Raw genomic sequence first — 15,013 nt, 5'->3', positions numbered from 1 at the left:
AGATTGTTTGTGTTCAAGCAGCAATCCCTGTGGGAGCAAGGCTTGCCCGCGATGGGGACAGCACAGGCACTGCCGGCTCAAAGGTTGACTGCTCAGCCTGCGCAGCTCAGTCTTCCAAGGCTTTTTTTCCAGACTCAAACAAGGAGGTCACCCATGCCCTTTGCAACGATCGACGGACAACCGCTTCACTACCTGGACCAAGGCCAAGGCCCGGTGGTGTTGCTGGGCAGCAGCTATCTGTGGGACCACACCATGTGGGCGCCGCAGATCGAGGTGTTGTCCCGGCATTTTCGGGTCATTGCCCTGGATCTATGGGGCCACGGTCAGTCCGGGCAGTTGCCTGAGGGCATGACCTCCCTGGACGACCTGGCCCGCCAGGCATTGACGTTGATGGATCACCTGGACATCGACTGCTTCCACCTGGTGGGGCTTTCGGTGGGCGGGATGTGGGGCGCTCGGCTGGCGCTGGCGGCACCTGAGCGCGTGCAGTCGCTGGTATTGATGGACACCTACGTCGGCGTCGAGCCGGAGCCGACCCGCCTTTATTATTTTTCACTGTTCGACAAGATCGAAGCCAGTGGCAGCATTCCCGAGCCGTTGCTGGACATCGTCGTGCCGATCTTCTTCCGGCCGGGTATCGACCCGCAGTCGGCGCTCTATCAACAGTTCCGCGCCACATTGGCCGCGTTGCCGACCGATCGCCTGCGCGACAGCATCGTGCCGCTGGGGCGGATCATTTTCGGTCGGGACGACATCCTGCCGCGCCTGCATGCGCTGGATGCCAAGCGTACAGTGGTGATGTGCGGCGACCAGGACAAGCCACGTCCACCGTCCGAGGCGTTGGAAATGGCCGAGCTGATCGGCTGCCCCCCATGTGTTGATTCCGGAGGCGGGGCATATCTCCAACCTGGAGAATCCGGAGTTCGTGACCGAGGCATTGCTAGAGTTCCTGGCGCGCAAACACTGATGGCTGGCTAACTGTGGCGAGGGAGCTTGCTCCCGCTGGGCTGCGTAGCGGCCCCAAAAAACAAATGCAGTCAACCTGACGAACCGCTGCGAGAAACCCAAGGGGTGCTTCGCACCCCAGCGGGAGCAAGCTCCCTCGCCACAAGAGCTGTTTTGGGCTTTTGTATCACTTCGGCCCGAGAATCTTCACCAGCTTGTCCGGGGATGGCGCGCCTTGCTGCTGTTGCAGGTCGCCTTTTTCATCCAGATAGAAAATCGCCGGGGTGGCGGACAGTTCCAGCTCGTCCATCAACTGCTGGTTGGCATCCAGTTTGGCCTGGATGGCGGGCGGTATGTCCTTGAGCGGTTTGAGCGGGCTGCCCTTGCCGGCCTTTTCATGCTCGGCCAGGGTTTTTTCCGGGTCCTTGGCCGCCAGCAAGGCGGCGGATTTGCCTGGGCTGTCTTCGCGGATGATGCCCACCATGATGTGCCGCAACTGCACCTTGCCGGCCTTGACCCAGGGTCGGGCCTGCTCCCAGAACATGTTGCAGTAAGGGCAGTTCGGGTCGCTGAACAGGTACACCGTGCGCGGTGCGTCCTTGTTGCCGTCGGCGATCCAGTGGCTGGCTTCCATCTTCGCCCAGATTTGCTTGGCCATCGGTGCATAGACCAGTTTTTGCAGAGGCTCGGCGCTCAGGTCCTTGCCGTCGGCGTCGTACAGGTTGCCCAACAGGACGTGCTGCCCATCCGGGGTCAGGTACAGCGCCATGCCTCGGTTCTGGTATTGCGCCGCGTAACCGCGCAACCCGTCCGGCGCCTCGAAGGTGCCGACGATTTTCGCGCCCTTGGCTTCGATCTTCTTGATGGCCGCAGGCAATTCTTCGGCCTGGAGCAGCGGGGCCTGCGACAGGGTGGCGGCAACGGCCAGGGTCAGCAGGTGGCGGAGGCGGGGCATGGCAGTTTCCTTGTGGCGGAGTGGGGCTTCGTGGACGAGTCCGGCGTTTCGAAGTTTTCCAGGGCACGAGCCAGGCTCGCTTCCGACAATTCACCCAGGTGGCTGCCCAGCAGGCGGCCATCGGCGCTGTAGAACAGGGTGGTCGGCAGGGCCATGGAACCGACGGCCTGGCCGAGGCGGCCACTGCCATCGAACAGCACATTGGTCAGGCTCAAGCCTTGGGTGGCGAGGTAGGTGCTGACGCTTTGCATGCTTTCGGCCTGATTGACGAACAGGAACGTCAGGTCCGGACGCTGTTGCTGGGCTTCTTCCAGCACCGGCATTTCACGCCGGCAGGGCGGGCACCAGGTGGCCCATAGATTGATCACCAGTGGGCCACCTTGGTAATCGGTGAGCTTTACGGTCTCGCCGGTGGCGGTGCGCAGGTTGATGTCCGGCAGTCGGGTGCCTTGTTCATAAATCGTCAGCGACAGGGTCGCCACCAGCCAGAACAGCAGGCCGCTGCCGACGCCGAAGCCCAACGGTCGACGCAGGGCCGGGCGGTGCCGGGCCCACGACAAGGCGCCAATCAGCAGCGCCACGATGCCCGGCCAGGCCAGGAAGCCGCCGTCGCGCAGGTCGACGATCTGCCACGGGTCATCCCGGTAATGTTGCCAATAGGCGGCGACGAAACCGATCCGCGCCGCCAGCAGGCCCAGTAAAAACAGCACGAACAGCACCGACTCGGGGTTTTCGCCACCACGCTTGGCCACCCGCCAGCCCACGAAGGTCGCCAGCGCCAGGGCGCTGATCAGCAACAGGTGGTTAAGGGCGATGGCAAAGGTGCCCAGGGTGAGCGTCAGCATCAGCGCGCGTCCCGAGTGAGGTTCCAGCGCTCCAGGAACACCTTGGCATCGACTTCCCCGGTGATCCGCTGGCTGCGGCGCTCTGCACCGTCGGCACCGATCCACAGCAGGCTCGGCGGCCCCGGCACCTGGTAACGGCTCAGCAGTTCGCGGCTGGCGGGGCTGTCGGCGGTGACGTCCAGACGCACCAGGCGCACGCCTTTCAGGGCGTCCAGCACCTCGGCGCGGCCGAATACCTGTTTTTCCATGATCTTGCAGGACACGCACCAGTCGGCGTAGTAGTCCAGCAGCACCCATTGGCCCTGGGCCTTGGCGGCGTCCAGTTCCCGTTGCAGGGCGGCGGGCTCGCTGACCGTGACGAACGCGTCATGGGCACTGACGGTCGCACTTCCCTTGGTACCGGCGTACACCTTCAGGGGCTGGAAGAAATCATCGCCACCGCCCGCGGCGCCAATCACCAGCAGGCTGCCCCACAGGCCGAACAGCAGCGAAGCACTGCCGCAGACGTAGGCAATGCGACCGAACCCTTCGGTCTGGCGCCAGGCGCTGTAGGCGGCGATCAACAACAGCACGCCCCACAGGCCGACCCACAACGAGCCATCGATGATCGGGCGAATCATCAGCAGCGCGGTGCCCAGGAACAGGAAGCCGAACACGCCCTTGAGCAGGTTCATCCAGGCGCCGGGCTTGGGCAGGAAGCGGTTGCCCACAGTCACCAGCAGCAACAGCGGCAAGCCCATGCCGATGCCCATGGTGAACAGGATCAGCCCGCCGTGCAGCGCATTGCCGCTCTGGGCGATGTATAGCAGGGCGCCAGCCAGCGGGGCGGTCATGCATGGGCCCACCAGCAGGCCGGACAAGGCGCCAAGCACGCCGGCGCCCACCAGGCTGCCACCGCGTCGCTGGCGTCCGGCGTTTTCCAGGCGGTCACGCAGGGCCGCCGGCAATTGCAATTCGAAGAAGCCGAACATGGGTAACGCCAGCAACACGAACACGGCCGCGAAGCTGCCTAGCAGCCACGGTTGTTGCAGCAGCGCCTGAAGGTTGGCCCCCAGCAGCGCGGCGAGCACGCCCATGGCCGCATACACCAGGGCCATGCTGATCACGTAGCTGCCGGCCAAGGCCAGGCCGCGTCTTGGCCCGGCGCCGCTGCCCACCACCAGCCCGGCCAGGATCGGCAGCATCGGCAGCGAGCAAGGGGTGAACGCCAGCAGCAGGCCCAAACCGAAGAACACCAGCAGGCTCCAGCCCAAGGCCCGTTGTTGCAGGCCGCTGGCCAGGGCCTGGTCTGGCGCCTCGCCAGTGGCCGCCACAGGTGCGTTGCCACCCAGGTCTACCACCTGGGTTTGGGGGGGATAGCACAGGCCCGCGTCGGCGCAGCCCTGGAAGCCAACCTTGATCTTGCCCGTGGCACCGGCGGGTATCTTCAGCTCCAGCGCTTGGCGGTAGACTTGCTGGTCGCCGAAAAACTCGTCGCTGTGGGCCTCGCCCTCGGGCAATTTCGGTTTCTGGGCCTCGGCCAGGCCATCGAACTTGAGCCGCTGCTGATACAGGTAGTACCCATCGGCGATTTGCCAGAACAGCTGGGTTTCACCGGAATCCAGGCGTTCGGAGGTAAACACGAATGCCTTTTCCACCGGCAGGAAGTCCGGTTTGGTTTCGAAGGGATTGGCGGCCTGGGCCAGGCCCGAGATCAGGAACAGCCACAGCAAAAACAATCGACGCATGGATAAAGCCTTAGAACGAAGCGAGTGGAAAACACAATGGCGGCTGGCGATTAACCGTCGATTAACCCGACGACGACCGGCAGGTAGCGATGATCGCCCATGTTTGCCGTACTCGTCGCATAATGTCGGCTTAATCGGCCGGCGGCCTAATGTACCTTTTTCCACGGGGCTTACCCATGCGCGTACTGGTTTGCGAAGACGATGAGTTGATTGCCAGCGGGATCGTTGCCGGCCTTACGGCGCAGGGCCTGACTGTCGAACACGTCGCCACCGCATCGGCGGCGCGGGCGATGGTCGGCGTGGCGGAGTTTGATGTCATGGTGCTGGACCTGGGCCTGCCCGACGAGGACGGTCTCAAGCTGCTCAGGCAACTGCGCCAGCAGGGGCTGGAGACACCGGTGCTGATCCTCACCGCCCGGGACTCGGTGACCGACCGGGTCGACGGCTTGCAGGCCGGTGCCGACGACTATCTGCTCAAGCCCTTCGACCTGCGCGAACTGGCGGCGCGCCTGCACACGTTGCTGCGGCGCGTGGCGGGGCGCAGCGTCAACCTGATCGAGCACGGTCGCCTGACCTACGATCCCAGCAGCCGGGAAACCACCCTGGACGGCCAACCGGTGGATCTGTCCCGGCGCGAGCAATCGCTGTTGCAGGCACTGCTGCACAGTCGTGGCCGGGTGCTGTCCACCGAGCAACTCAAGGACAGTGTCTACGGGTTCAACGACGAACTGGAAAGCAACGCCCTCAATGTCCATATCCATCACCTGCGGCGCAAGTTGGGTAACGGGATTGTCGAGACCGTGCGCGGCCTGGGCTATCGCCTGGGGCCGGCCGACGGTGGAGAAACCTCCAAGTGATGAGCCTGCGACTGCGCCTGAGCCTGACCCTCGGCGCGGCCTTTGCCTTGATCTGGGCGCTGGCCGCGGCGTGGATGCTCAGCGACCTGCGCAACCAGATGATGTTTTCCCTCGATCAGCGCCTGGTGGCCTCGGCGCGGATGGTCGCCGGGTTGCTGGAGCAGATGCCGCCGTTGCCCAGCAAGGGCGACGGCACGCATTTGAGCTCCGAGCAATTGAGCATTCCCGGTGGCATGGCCTGCCAGGTCAGCTCCTTGCGCGGCGAGATCCTGGCTCGCAGCCATGGCACCCCGGAACAGACCCTGGAAGCCGAGAAAATGGGCTTTCACGACCAGATGATCGACGGCGCGCCCTGGCGCAGCTTCACCCTGGCCCGGGGCGATCTGCGCATCACCACCGCCGACCGCCAGATCGAACGCGAAGCCTTGAACATGTCGATACTGCTGGCCGCCTCGGTGCCGGTGGGCGTGGCGTTGCTCGGTTGCCTGTGCTTGCTTTGGCTGGGCATCGGACAGGGCCTGGCGCCACTCAATCGCATGCGCGATGCGTTGATGCGGCGCAGTGCCGATTCACTGGAACCCTTGCAGATCCATCCGCTGCCCAGTGAGTTGCGACCGTTGCTGGAAACCCAGAACCAATTGTTCCAGCGCATCGGCAAGACCATCGAGCGCGAGCGCCGGCTGACTGGCGATGCCGCCCACGAGCTGCGCAGCCCGCTGACCGCCATCAAGACCCACCTGCAAGTGGCACGCATGACCGAGGGCGTCGCCCGCGACCAATCCCTGGCCCGGGCCGAGGAGGGGGCCGACCGCTTGCACCGCACGCTCGAACAATTGCTGCTGCTGGCCCGGGTCGAAGGCAGCCTGTCGTTCGACGATGGCGTGCAATGCAATGCCGAACAGGTGGCGCGGTTGGCGATTCAGGATGCGGCCAGCAGTGATTCCCGGCGAATCAAGCTGCATCTTTCTCCAGGGGTGTCCGACGCACCGGTGCAGATGCCAGCGGTGCTCTCCATCGCCGCCTTGCGCAACCTGCTGGATAACGCCCTGCGCCATACCCCGGTCGATACTGACGTGGAATTGAGCCTGGAGATGATCGGCCAGCGCGTGCGCTTCCAGGTCCGCGATCATGGCCCCGGCATCGCCGCCGACGACATCCAGCACCTGACCCAACGCTTCTGGCGCAACGGCCAGAGCACCGGCTGCGGGCTGGGGTTGGCGATCGTCCAGGCCATCGTCCAGCGTTGCGGCTGCGGCCTGCATTTCGATAGCCGCCCGGATGGGTTGCGGGTCGAGCTGACGATGCCGGTGCAGGTGTTGCCGGGTTAATCCCCTGTGCAAACACAACCTGCCGGTGCCAAACCTGTGGGAGCAAAGCTTGCTCGCGATGCAGGCACCTCGGTCTGATTGCTGAGCAAGGTGATGCCATCGCGCGCAAGCTTTGCTCCCACAGGTTCAATTCCCCCTCGTTTTGCTCCTTCGCATACATCTGCTGTAACGACCTGCCATTGGCGCGCCCACCTGATCCGGGTCTATGTTTTTTTCAGCTCGACTCAAGGACTGAGGAAAACCGCGCCATGGATACCTTCATCGAAATCTGCACGGCCACCCCCAGCGATGCCGGCATCATCAGCCGGATCGCCGAGCGCTCCATCCGGGTCGGGTGTGCCGCCGAACACCGTAACGACCCCGGCATCGTGGCCGCCTGGGTACGCAACAACACCTTCGCTCATATCCACCCCTGGCTGGCCAATCCACGGTTGCGCCTGACCGTGGCGCGTTTGCAGGGGCGGCCGGTGGGTGTCGCCATGGCTTCGGTCAGCGGCCGGATCGCCTTCTGCTACGTGCAGCCAGAGTCTTTTCGCCGTGGTGTCGGCGAGGCGCTGGTGCGGGACATCGAGGCGTGGCTGCGCGGGCGTGGGGTGACCCGGGTGCGCCTCAACAGCACGCGTACCAGCCGTGCCTTCTATCGACGCCTGGGGTTCGAGCAGAGCTCGGACGCCTTCGCCATCGGTGGGGTCAAGGCCATTGCGATGCACAAGCCATTGATCGCGCCGACGGCGAAAGTTCTGGCCGAGAGTAAATCCCTTCGCGGCTGATGCGTTTCCACAACAGGAAACCTGCACGTGCGCCTCGACCGGATGCGCACCTGCCCGGTGTGTCGTTTGGGTCATTATTGCGGGGTCGAGAGATGTCAGTCGCCAACAGCCTTATCGAAGCACAACCGGCCCGGGTCAGCCCGGCACCGGCCGAGACGCTCTACCAGTTCAATGAGTCGCCGTTGCTGGCTCGCCAGAGTCGGCAGGAGTCCAATGCCCGCAGTTATCCACGGCGCATTCCCCTGGCCCTCAAGCGCGCCAAGGGGGTGTATGTCGAGGACGTCGAGGGCCGGACCTTCATCGATTGCCTGGCTGGTGCCGGCACACTGGCGCTGGGGCATAACCACCCGGTGGTGATCGAAGCGATCCAGCAGGTGCTGGCCGACGAGCTGCCCTTGCATACCCTGGACCTGACCACGCCGGTCAAGGACCGTTTCGTCCAGGACCTGTTCGGCCTGTTGCCGGCGCAATTGGCCGCCGAGGCGAAGATCCAGTTCTGCGGTCCCACCGGCACCGACGCGGTGGAAGCAGCCCTCAAGCTGGTGCGCACCGCCACCGGACGCAGCACCGTGCTGTCGTTCCAGGGCGGCTACCACGGCATGAGCCAGGGGGCGTTGAGCCTGATGGGCAGCCTGGGGCCGAAGAAACCCCTGGGCGCTTTGCTCAGCAGCGGTGTGCAGTTCATGCCATACCCCTACGATTACCGCTGCCCGTTCGGGCTGGGCGGTGTGGCGGGCGTGAAGGCCAACCTGCATTACCTGGAAAACCTGCTGAATGACCCCGAGGCTGGCGTGCAATTGCCGGCGGCGGTGATCGTCGAGGTGGTGCAGGGCGAGGGCGGGGTGATTCCGGCTGATCTGGATTGGCTGCGTGGCTTGCGGCGAATCACCGAGCAGGCGGGAGTGGCGTTGATCGTCGACGAAATCCAGAGCGGCTTCGGCCGTACCGGCAAAATGTTTGCGTTCGAGCATGCCGGGATCATCCCGGACGTGGTGGTGCTGTCCAAGGCCATCGGCGGCAGCCTGCCGCTGGCGGTGGTGGTTTATCGCGACTGGCTCGACACCTGGCTGCCGGGCGCCCATGCCGGGACCTTCCGCGGCAATCAGATGGCCATGGCCGCCGGTTCCGCGGTAATGCGCTATCTGTTGGAGCACGACCTGTCGGCTCACGCCGCCGCCATGGGCGAGCGCTTGAGTGAGCACCTGCACATCCTGCAGCGGGATTTCCCGCAGTTGGGCGATATCCGTGGTCGCGGGCTGATGCTCGGGGTCGAACTGGTGGAGCCGACGGGTAAGTCGGATGCCCTGGGCCATCCGCCGGTGCATGCGCGACTGGCACCACGGCTGCAACGCGAATGCCTCAAGCGCGGGCTGATCCTGGAGCTGGGTGGCCGGCAGGGCGGCGTGGTGCGGTTTCTGCCGCCGCTGATCATCACGGCAGCGGAAATCGACCGGGTCGCCGAGATTTTCGGACGCGCCTTGGCTGCTGCTGTCGCTGGCGCCTAATTTTCACCCGGTCCCGTACGTTCCTTTCATATCCCGCTGCGCATACAACGTAGCGAACCTCGAGCAACGATGGAGAAACACCCATGACTTCAGTATTCGACCGCGAGGACATCGTCTTTCAGGTCGTGGTCAACCACGAAGAACAGTACTCGATCTGGCCGGACTACAAGGCCGTCCCCGAAGGCTGGCGTACCGTAGGCAAAAGCGGATTCAAGAAGGACTGCCTGGCCTACATCGAAGAAGTCTGGACCGACATGCGCCCGCTGAGCTTGCGCAAGAAGATGGAAGAGCAGGCGGCTGCGGTTCATTGAATGTAGAACCTGTGGCAGCAAGGAAGCTTTCCACAGGATGGCTGCGGGAGGATGCAAATCCTGCAGTCACATCGGAATCCATGTGGGAGCGGGCTTGCTCGCGATGGCGGCGGATCAGCAACATCGATGCCGGCTGACACGCCTCCATTGCGAGCAAGCTCGCTCCCACAGGGACCGGCCGGCGTTACCAGCTATTGCCCGATCAAAAAATCAATCAACGCCCGCGCCGCCGCCGGCAATTGTCGATGGGGCGGGTAAATGATTGAAAACGGTCGGCTGCGGCCGCCAACGTCCTCCAGCAACGCCACCAATTCCCCCCGCGCGATTCGTTCCCGGACGATGAAGTCATAGGTCTGGCAGATCCCCATCCCGGCCTGGGCCAGGGACACGATACCCAGCACATCGTCGGACACCTGGACATTGCCCGCCGGCAGCCATTCCCGATCTTCATGGTTTATGCGAAACAGCCAGGGTGCGATGCGTCCGCTGCTGGGCATCACGAAGGGCAGGCAGGCGTGGGTTGCCAATTCGTCGAGGTGCCGGGGCGTTCCGGCGCGTTCCAGGTATTGCGGCGCGGCTACCAGGCAAAGGCGGGCGTCTTCGAGCTTGCGGCCGACCAATCCGCTGTCCGGCAGCGGCCCGAGACGAATCGCCAAGTCATACCCCTCAGCCACCAGATCGACATTGCGGTTGGTAATGCTCAGCTCGACCCGTACCTGTGGAAAAGCCTGGCCGAAGCGCGACAGCAGCGATGGCAAGCGGTAATGGCCGTAGGTGGTCGGCACGCTCAAGCGCACGCGACCGGACAGGACGCCGTCCTGGCCCTGGATTCGTCGCTCGGCATCGTCAATCAGGGCAAAGGCCGAGCGCGACTGTTCCAGGTACAGGGCACCGGCATCGGTCAGGTTCAGCCGCCGTGTCGTGCGTCGTAGCAGTTGCACCCCGAGCCGGGCTTCGAGGCGGGAGATGGCGCGGCTCAGGACCGAAGGCGTGGTCCCCAGCGTCACGGCTCCGGCGCTGAGGGTGCCTTTTTCCACGACCGTGACGAAGGCTTCCACGTCGGCCAGGTAATCGAATCGACGGGGCATTGTTGCCTCCAGGGGCCAGGTGATGTTCCGAAGCGCCAGTTTATCGCCGGTAGGCGCATCAATACAGTGAGCGCATCTTTTATCGAAGCGTCCTGGAGTCATCATGAAAAAGCTCACGTCCTTGGCAACATCTGTTGTACTGGCAGGCATCAGTGTCGTGGCCCATGCCGATAACGTGCTGGTGGTCCTGTCCGATTCCGATCATCTGGATCTGAAAAATGGCAAGGTCTTCTCCACCGGGTTTTACCTCAACGAATTGCTGCAACCGGTGAAACTGCTGCTGGATGCCGGTCACCAGGTGACGTTCGCGACGCCCGAGGGCAAGGCGCCGACGCTGGATCGGTCCTCGCTGGACAAGATGTACTTCAATAACGACTCGGCGGAGCTGGAGCGCTACCAGGCGTTGCTGGCGCAGTTGAACATCACGTCGGCCAAGGACTCTCCGGTGATCAGTCTGGCTCGTGCCGAGCAGATCGGCCTGGAGCAGTTCGACGCCCTGTACATCCCCGGTGGGCATGCACCGATGCAGGATTTGCTCACGAGCGCACCGCTGGGCCGGGTGCTGACGCACTTCCATGCCCAGGGCAAGACCACCGCGCTGGTTTGCCACGGGCCGATAGCGTTGCTGTCGACCCTGGCCGACGCCAAGGGCTTCACTGGCCAGTTGGCCGCCAATGGTCAGGCCTCGGCCCAGGCCGACTGGATCTACGCGGGGGTACAAGATGACGGTGATCAGCAATCAGGAAGAAGAGCTGGCCAAGGGGCTGCTGGGCGGCGGGAGCATGAAGTTCTATCCACAAACCGCGTTGGAGCAGGCCGGTGGGCACTACAGCAGCAACACCGCGCCGTGGACGTCCCATGTGGTGACGGATCGGGAATTGATCACGGGACAAAACCCGGCGTCGGCGCTGGAGGTGGGGCAGGCGTTGGTCAAGCGGTTGAAGCGCTGACCAGGAACGCCACAGGTTCTTTTGTGGGAGCGAGCCTGCTCGCGATTGCGGTGGATCAGCAACATTAATGTTGGCTGACACTCGGCTATCGCGAGCAGGCTCGCTCCCACAGGGGGGATGGGTTTATTTGAACCGCCGCTCCACCCCCTTTCTCCACCAGGATCTTCGCCGAAATCTCTTCCACGGAAAAATGCGTGGAATTGATATGGGGAATGTTCTCCCGCCGGAACAGGTTTTCCACCTCGCGCACTTCGAATTCGCACTGGGCGTAGCTCGAATAGCGGCTGTTGGGCTTGCGCTCGTTGCGGATCGCGGTAAGGCGGTCCGGGTCGATGGTCAGGCCGAACAGCTTGTGCTGGTGGGCGCGCAGGGCGCTAGGTAGTTGCAGGCGCTCCATGTCGTCTTCGGTCAGCGGATAGTTGGCCGCGCGGATACCGAATTGCATCGCCATGTATAGGCACGTCGGTGTCTTACCACAGCGCGACACGCCCACTAGGATCAGGTCGGCCTTGTCGTAATAATGCGTGCGCGCGCCGTCATCGTTGTCCAGCGCGAAATTGACTGCCTCGATCCGCTCCATGTAGTTGGAGTTGTGTCCAATGGAATGGGACTTGCCGACCGAGTAGGACGAGTGCTCGCTCAGTTCCTGCTCCAGGGGGGCCAGGAAGGTGGAAAAAATGTCGATCATGAAACCATTGGACGTTGCGAGAATCTCACGGATGTCCTGATTGACGATGGTATCGAAGATGATCGGGCGGAAACCGTCGTTTTCGGCGGCTTTATTGATTTGCTGTACCATGGCCCGCGCCTTGTCGACGTTGTCGATGTACGGACGTGTCACTTTGGTGAAGGTAATGTTTTCGAATTGCGCCAACAGGCTTTGGCCTAGCGTTTCGGCCGTGATGCCGGTGCCGTCGGAGATAAAGAAAGCAGATCGTTTCATTTGCGCCTTGGGCCTTAAGCTAGTAACGATTCTTGGATATGATAGGCGCGATTTGCTGGCCGCCAGTGGCCCGCATTCTCACTTATTTTCCAGGTCCAGGCCATATCGCCGGTAATCGCTCCCCTGGAGCCTCCGGTGCCTTGAGCTTTTCCAACACAGTTAGTGGAGAGATCACCTTGGTAGAGTACGTAGTTTCCCTCGATAAGCTCGGCGTCCATGATGTGGAGCATGTGGGGGGCAAGAACGCATCCCTGGGCGAGATGATCAGCAACCTCGCCGGTGCCGGCGTATCGGTGCCAGGTGGCTTCGCCACGACCGCTCAGGCTTATCGTGATTTCCTGGAACTGAGCGGCCTGAACAAGCAGATTCACGATGCGCTCGATGCCCTGGACGTCGATGACGTCAATGCCTTGGCCAAGACCGGTGCCCAGATCCGCCAATGGATCATGGAAGCCGAGTTCCCCGAGAAACTGAATGCCGAGATCCGCACCGCGTTCGCCAAGTTGTCCGAGGGCAATCCCGATGTCGCCGTCGCCGTGCGTTCCTCGGCCACCGCCGAAGACCTGCCGGACGCCTCCTTCGCTGGCCAGCAGGAGACCTTCCTGAACATTCGTGGCGTGGAAAACGTCATCCGTGCCGCCAAGGAAGTCTTCGCCTCTCTCTTTAACGACCGTGCCATTTCCTACCGCGTGCACCAGGGCTTCGACCACAAGCTGGTTGCCCTGTCCGCGGGTGTGCAGCGCATGGTCCGCTCCGAAACCGGCACCGCCGGCGTGATGTTCACCCTCGACACCGAGTCGGGCTTCCGTGACGTGGTGTTCATCACCGGCGCCTATGGCCTGGGTGAAACCGTCGTGCAGGGCGCCGTGAACCCGGATGAGTTCTACGTCCACAAAGGCACGCTGGAAGCCGGCCGCCCGGCCATCCTGCGGCGCAACCTGGGCAGCAAGGCCATCAAGATGATCTACGGCGACGAAGCCAAGGCCGGTCGTTCGGTGAAAACCGTCGACGTGGACAAGGCCGAGCGCGCGCGTTTCTGCCTGACCGACGCCGAAGTCAGCGAGCTGGCCAAGCAGGCGATGATCATCGAGAAGCACTACAAGTGCCCGATGGACATCGAGTGGGCCAAGGACGGTGACGACGGCAAGCTGTACATCGTGCAAGCCCGTCCGGAAACCGTGAAGAGCCGCACCCAGGCCAACGTCATGGAGCGCTACCTGCTCAAGGAAACCGGCACCGTGCTGGTGGAAGGCCGTGCCATCGGCCAGCGCATCGGCGCCGGCAAGGTGCGGATCATCAAGGACGTCTCGGAAATGGACAAGGTCCAGGCCGGTGACGTACTGGTTTCCGACATGACCGACCCGGATTGGGAACCGGTGATGAAGCGCGCCAGCGCCATCGTCACCAACCGTGGTGGTCGTACCTGCCACGCGGCGATCATTGCCCGTGAACTGGGTATCCCGGCAGTGGTGGGTTGCGGCAACGCCACCGAATTGCTCAAGGACGGCCAGGGCGTGACCGTTTCCTGCGCTGAAGGCGATACCGGCTACATTTTCGAAGGCGAACTGGGCTTCGACATCAAGAAGAACTCCGTGGACGCCATGCCGGACCTGCCGTTCAAGATCATGATGAACGTCGGCAACCCGGACCGTGCCTTTGACTTCGCACAGTTGCCGAACGCAGGCGTGGGCCTGGCCCGCCTGGAGTTCATCATCAACCGCATGATCGGCGTGCACCCCAAGGCATTGCTGAACTACGACGGCCTGCCGCAGGAAATCAAGGACAGCGTCGACAAGCGTATTGCCGGCTACAACGATCCGGTCGGCTTCTATGTCGAGAAGCTGGTGGAAGGCATCAGCACCCTGGCGGCGGCGTTCTGGCCGAAAAAGGTCATTGTGCGGCTGTCGGACTTCAAGTCCAACGAATACGCCAACCTGATCGGCGGCAAGCTCTACGAGCCGGAAGAAGAAAACCCGATGCTGGGCTTCCGTGGTGCTTCGCGCTACATCAGCGAATCGTTCCGCGACTGCTTCGAGCTCGAATGCCGTGCCCTCAAGCGCGTGCGTAACGAGATGGGCCTGACCAACGTCGAGATCATGGTGCCGTTCGTCCGGACCCTGGGCGAAGCGAGCCAGGTCGTGGACCTGCTGGCGGAAAACGGCCTGGCCCGTGGCGACAATGGCCTGCGCGTGATCATGATGTGCGAGCTGCCGTCCAACGCGATCCTGGCGGAAGAATTCCTCGAGTTCTTCGACGGTTTCTCCATCGGTTCCAACGACCTGACCCAACTGACCTTGGGCCTGGACCGCGACTCCGGGATCATCGCCCACCTGTTCGACGAGCGTAACCCGGCGGTCAAGAAGCTGCTGGCCAACGCCATTGCCGCCTGCAACAAGGCCGGCAAGTACATCGGCATCTGCGGCCAGGGTCCTTCGGACCACCCGGACCTGGCCAAATGGCTGATGGAGCAGGGCATCGAAAGCGTTTCGTTGAACCCGGACTCTGTGCTGGAAACCTGGTTCTTCCTGGCTGAGGGACAGGCTGCGGTCTGATTGAGTGAAGGGCGGTCAACGGTAATACTGTGTACTGAAGGCTGGTGAAGTTCATTGTGGCGAGGGAGCTTGCTCCCGCTTGAGTGCGAAGCGCTCACAAAAAGGGACTGCTGCGCAGTCCAGCGGGAGCAAGCTCCCTCGCCACGGTTTCACTTATCCTCTTCAATGAGCAGCGTTACAGTGACGCGACCCTTTTGATTGAAGTAGGGCGGGCTCCACAAGGATGCCGCCCTTTTT

The 15,013-nt window shown here is 63.0% G+C and carries 10 protein-coding genes and 3 pseudogenes; 8 read left to right on the top strand and 5 right to left on the bottom strand.

Going from position 1 to position 15,013, the window contains the following annotated elements; genetic code table 11:
- The first annotated feature begins 153 nt into the window (after window positions 1–153).
- A pseudogene (locus GN234_RS09420) lies at window positions 154–967 on the top strand (alpha/beta fold hydrolase).
- Between the two features lie 165 nt (window positions 968–1,132).
- Here GN234_RS09420 and dsbG read toward each other — a convergent pair.
- From dsbG to dsbD, 3 genes are read right to left on the bottom strand one after another with little or no spacing between them, the layout of a single operon-like run.
- Complete coding sequence (gene dsbG, locus GN234_RS09415) at window positions 1,133–1,900, bottom strand: thiol:disulfide interchange protein DsbG (RefSeq protein WP_163854744.1); 768 nt, start codon at window positions 1,898–1,900, stop codon at window positions 1,133–1,135.
- Window positions 1,876–2,745, bottom strand: a complete 870-nt coding sequence (locus tag GN234_RS09410) for a TlpA disulfide reductase family protein (RefSeq protein WP_163854742.1) — start codon at window positions 2,743–2,745, stop codon at window positions 1,876–1,878. Before GN234_RS09410 ends, dsbG begins: the two co-directional genes overlap by 25 nt.
- Window positions 2,745–4,472, bottom strand: coding sequence for a protein-disulfide reductase DsbD (dsbD, locus tag GN234_RS09405; RefSeq protein ID WP_176688344.1), 1,728 nt, complete (start codon window positions 4,470–4,472; stop codon window positions 2,745–2,747). Before dsbD ends, GN234_RS09410 begins: the two co-directional genes overlap by 1 nt.
- 176 nt (window positions 4,473–4,648) lie before the next feature.
- On the opposite strand from dsbD, the gene GN234_RS09400 reads away from it, so the two are divergent.
- The 5 genes from GN234_RS09400 to GN234_RS09380 all read left to right on the top strand — a co-directional run bounded on the left by GN234_RS09400 (window position 4,649) and on the right by GN234_RS09380 (window position 9,243).
- Entirely contained in the window at window positions 4,649–5,329 is a 681-nt protein-coding gene (locus GN234_RS09400) for a response regulator (RefSeq protein WP_109751494.1), read from the top strand.
- Window positions 5,326–6,657: an ATP-binding protein gene (locus GN234_RS09395; protein WP_116831808.1), complete on the top strand. Its 1,332-nt coding sequence runs from the start codon at window positions 5,326–5,328 to the stop codon at window positions 6,655–6,657. Before GN234_RS09400 ends, GN234_RS09395 begins: the two co-directional genes overlap by 4 nt.
- Window positions 6,658–6,905: 248 nt before the next feature.
- Complete coding sequence (locus tag GN234_RS09390; protein WP_109751496.1) at window positions 6,906–7,427, top strand: GNAT family N-acetyltransferase; 522 nt, start codon at window positions 6,906–6,908, stop codon at window positions 7,425–7,427.
- A gap of 92 nt (window positions 7,428–7,519) precedes the next feature.
- Window positions 7,520–8,932, top strand: a complete 1,413-nt coding sequence (locus tag GN234_RS09385; protein ID WP_109751497.1) for an aspartate aminotransferase family protein — start codon at window positions 7,520–7,522, stop codon at window positions 8,930–8,932.
- An 83-nt stretch (window positions 8,933–9,015) separates the two neighbouring features.
- A complete protein-coding gene (locus tag GN234_RS09380) occupies window positions 9,016–9,243 on the top strand; it encodes an MbtH family protein (RefSeq protein ID WP_134923423.1) in 228 nt (75 codons plus the stop codon).
- Window positions 9,244–9,434: 191 nt separating this feature from the next.
- On the opposite strand, the gene GN234_RS09375 is transcribed toward GN234_RS09380, so the two are convergent.
- Window positions 9,435–10,331 (bottom strand): LysR family transcriptional regulator, encoded by an 897-nt coding sequence (locus GN234_RS09375; RefSeq protein ID WP_176688343.1) that lies wholly within the window; start codon window positions 10,329–10,331, stop codon window positions 9,435–9,437.
- A gap of 103 nt (window positions 10,332–10,434) precedes the next feature.
- Between GN234_RS09375 and GN234_RS09370 the strand changes: the two are divergent.
- Window positions 10,435–11,281 (top strand): annotated as a pseudogene (locus GN234_RS09370) (type 1 glutamine amidotransferase domain-containing protein).
- Window positions 11,282–11,404: 123 nt separating this feature from the next.
- On the opposite strand, the pseudogene ppsR reads toward GN234_RS09370, so the two are convergent.
- A pseudogene (ppsR, locus tag GN234_RS09365) lies at window positions 11,405–12,224 on the bottom strand (posphoenolpyruvate synthetase regulatory kinase/phosphorylase PpsR).
- A 176-nt stretch (window positions 12,225–12,400) separates the two neighbouring features.
- Between ppsR and ppsA the strand changes: the two are divergent.
- A complete protein-coding gene (gene ppsA, locus GN234_RS09360) occupies window positions 12,401–14,776 on the top strand; it encodes a phosphoenolpyruvate synthase (protein WP_109751503.1) in 2,376 nt (791 codons plus the stop codon).
- Window positions 14,777–15,013: the final 237 nt, after the last annotated feature.

Source organism: Pseudomonas bijieensis (genome assembly GCF_013347965.1).
GTDB lineage: Bacteria > Pseudomonadota > Gammaproteobacteria > Pseudomonadales > Pseudomonadaceae > Aquipseudomonas > Aquipseudomonas bijieensis.
This window is presented reverse-complemented; position numbering and strand designations above follow the sequence as displayed.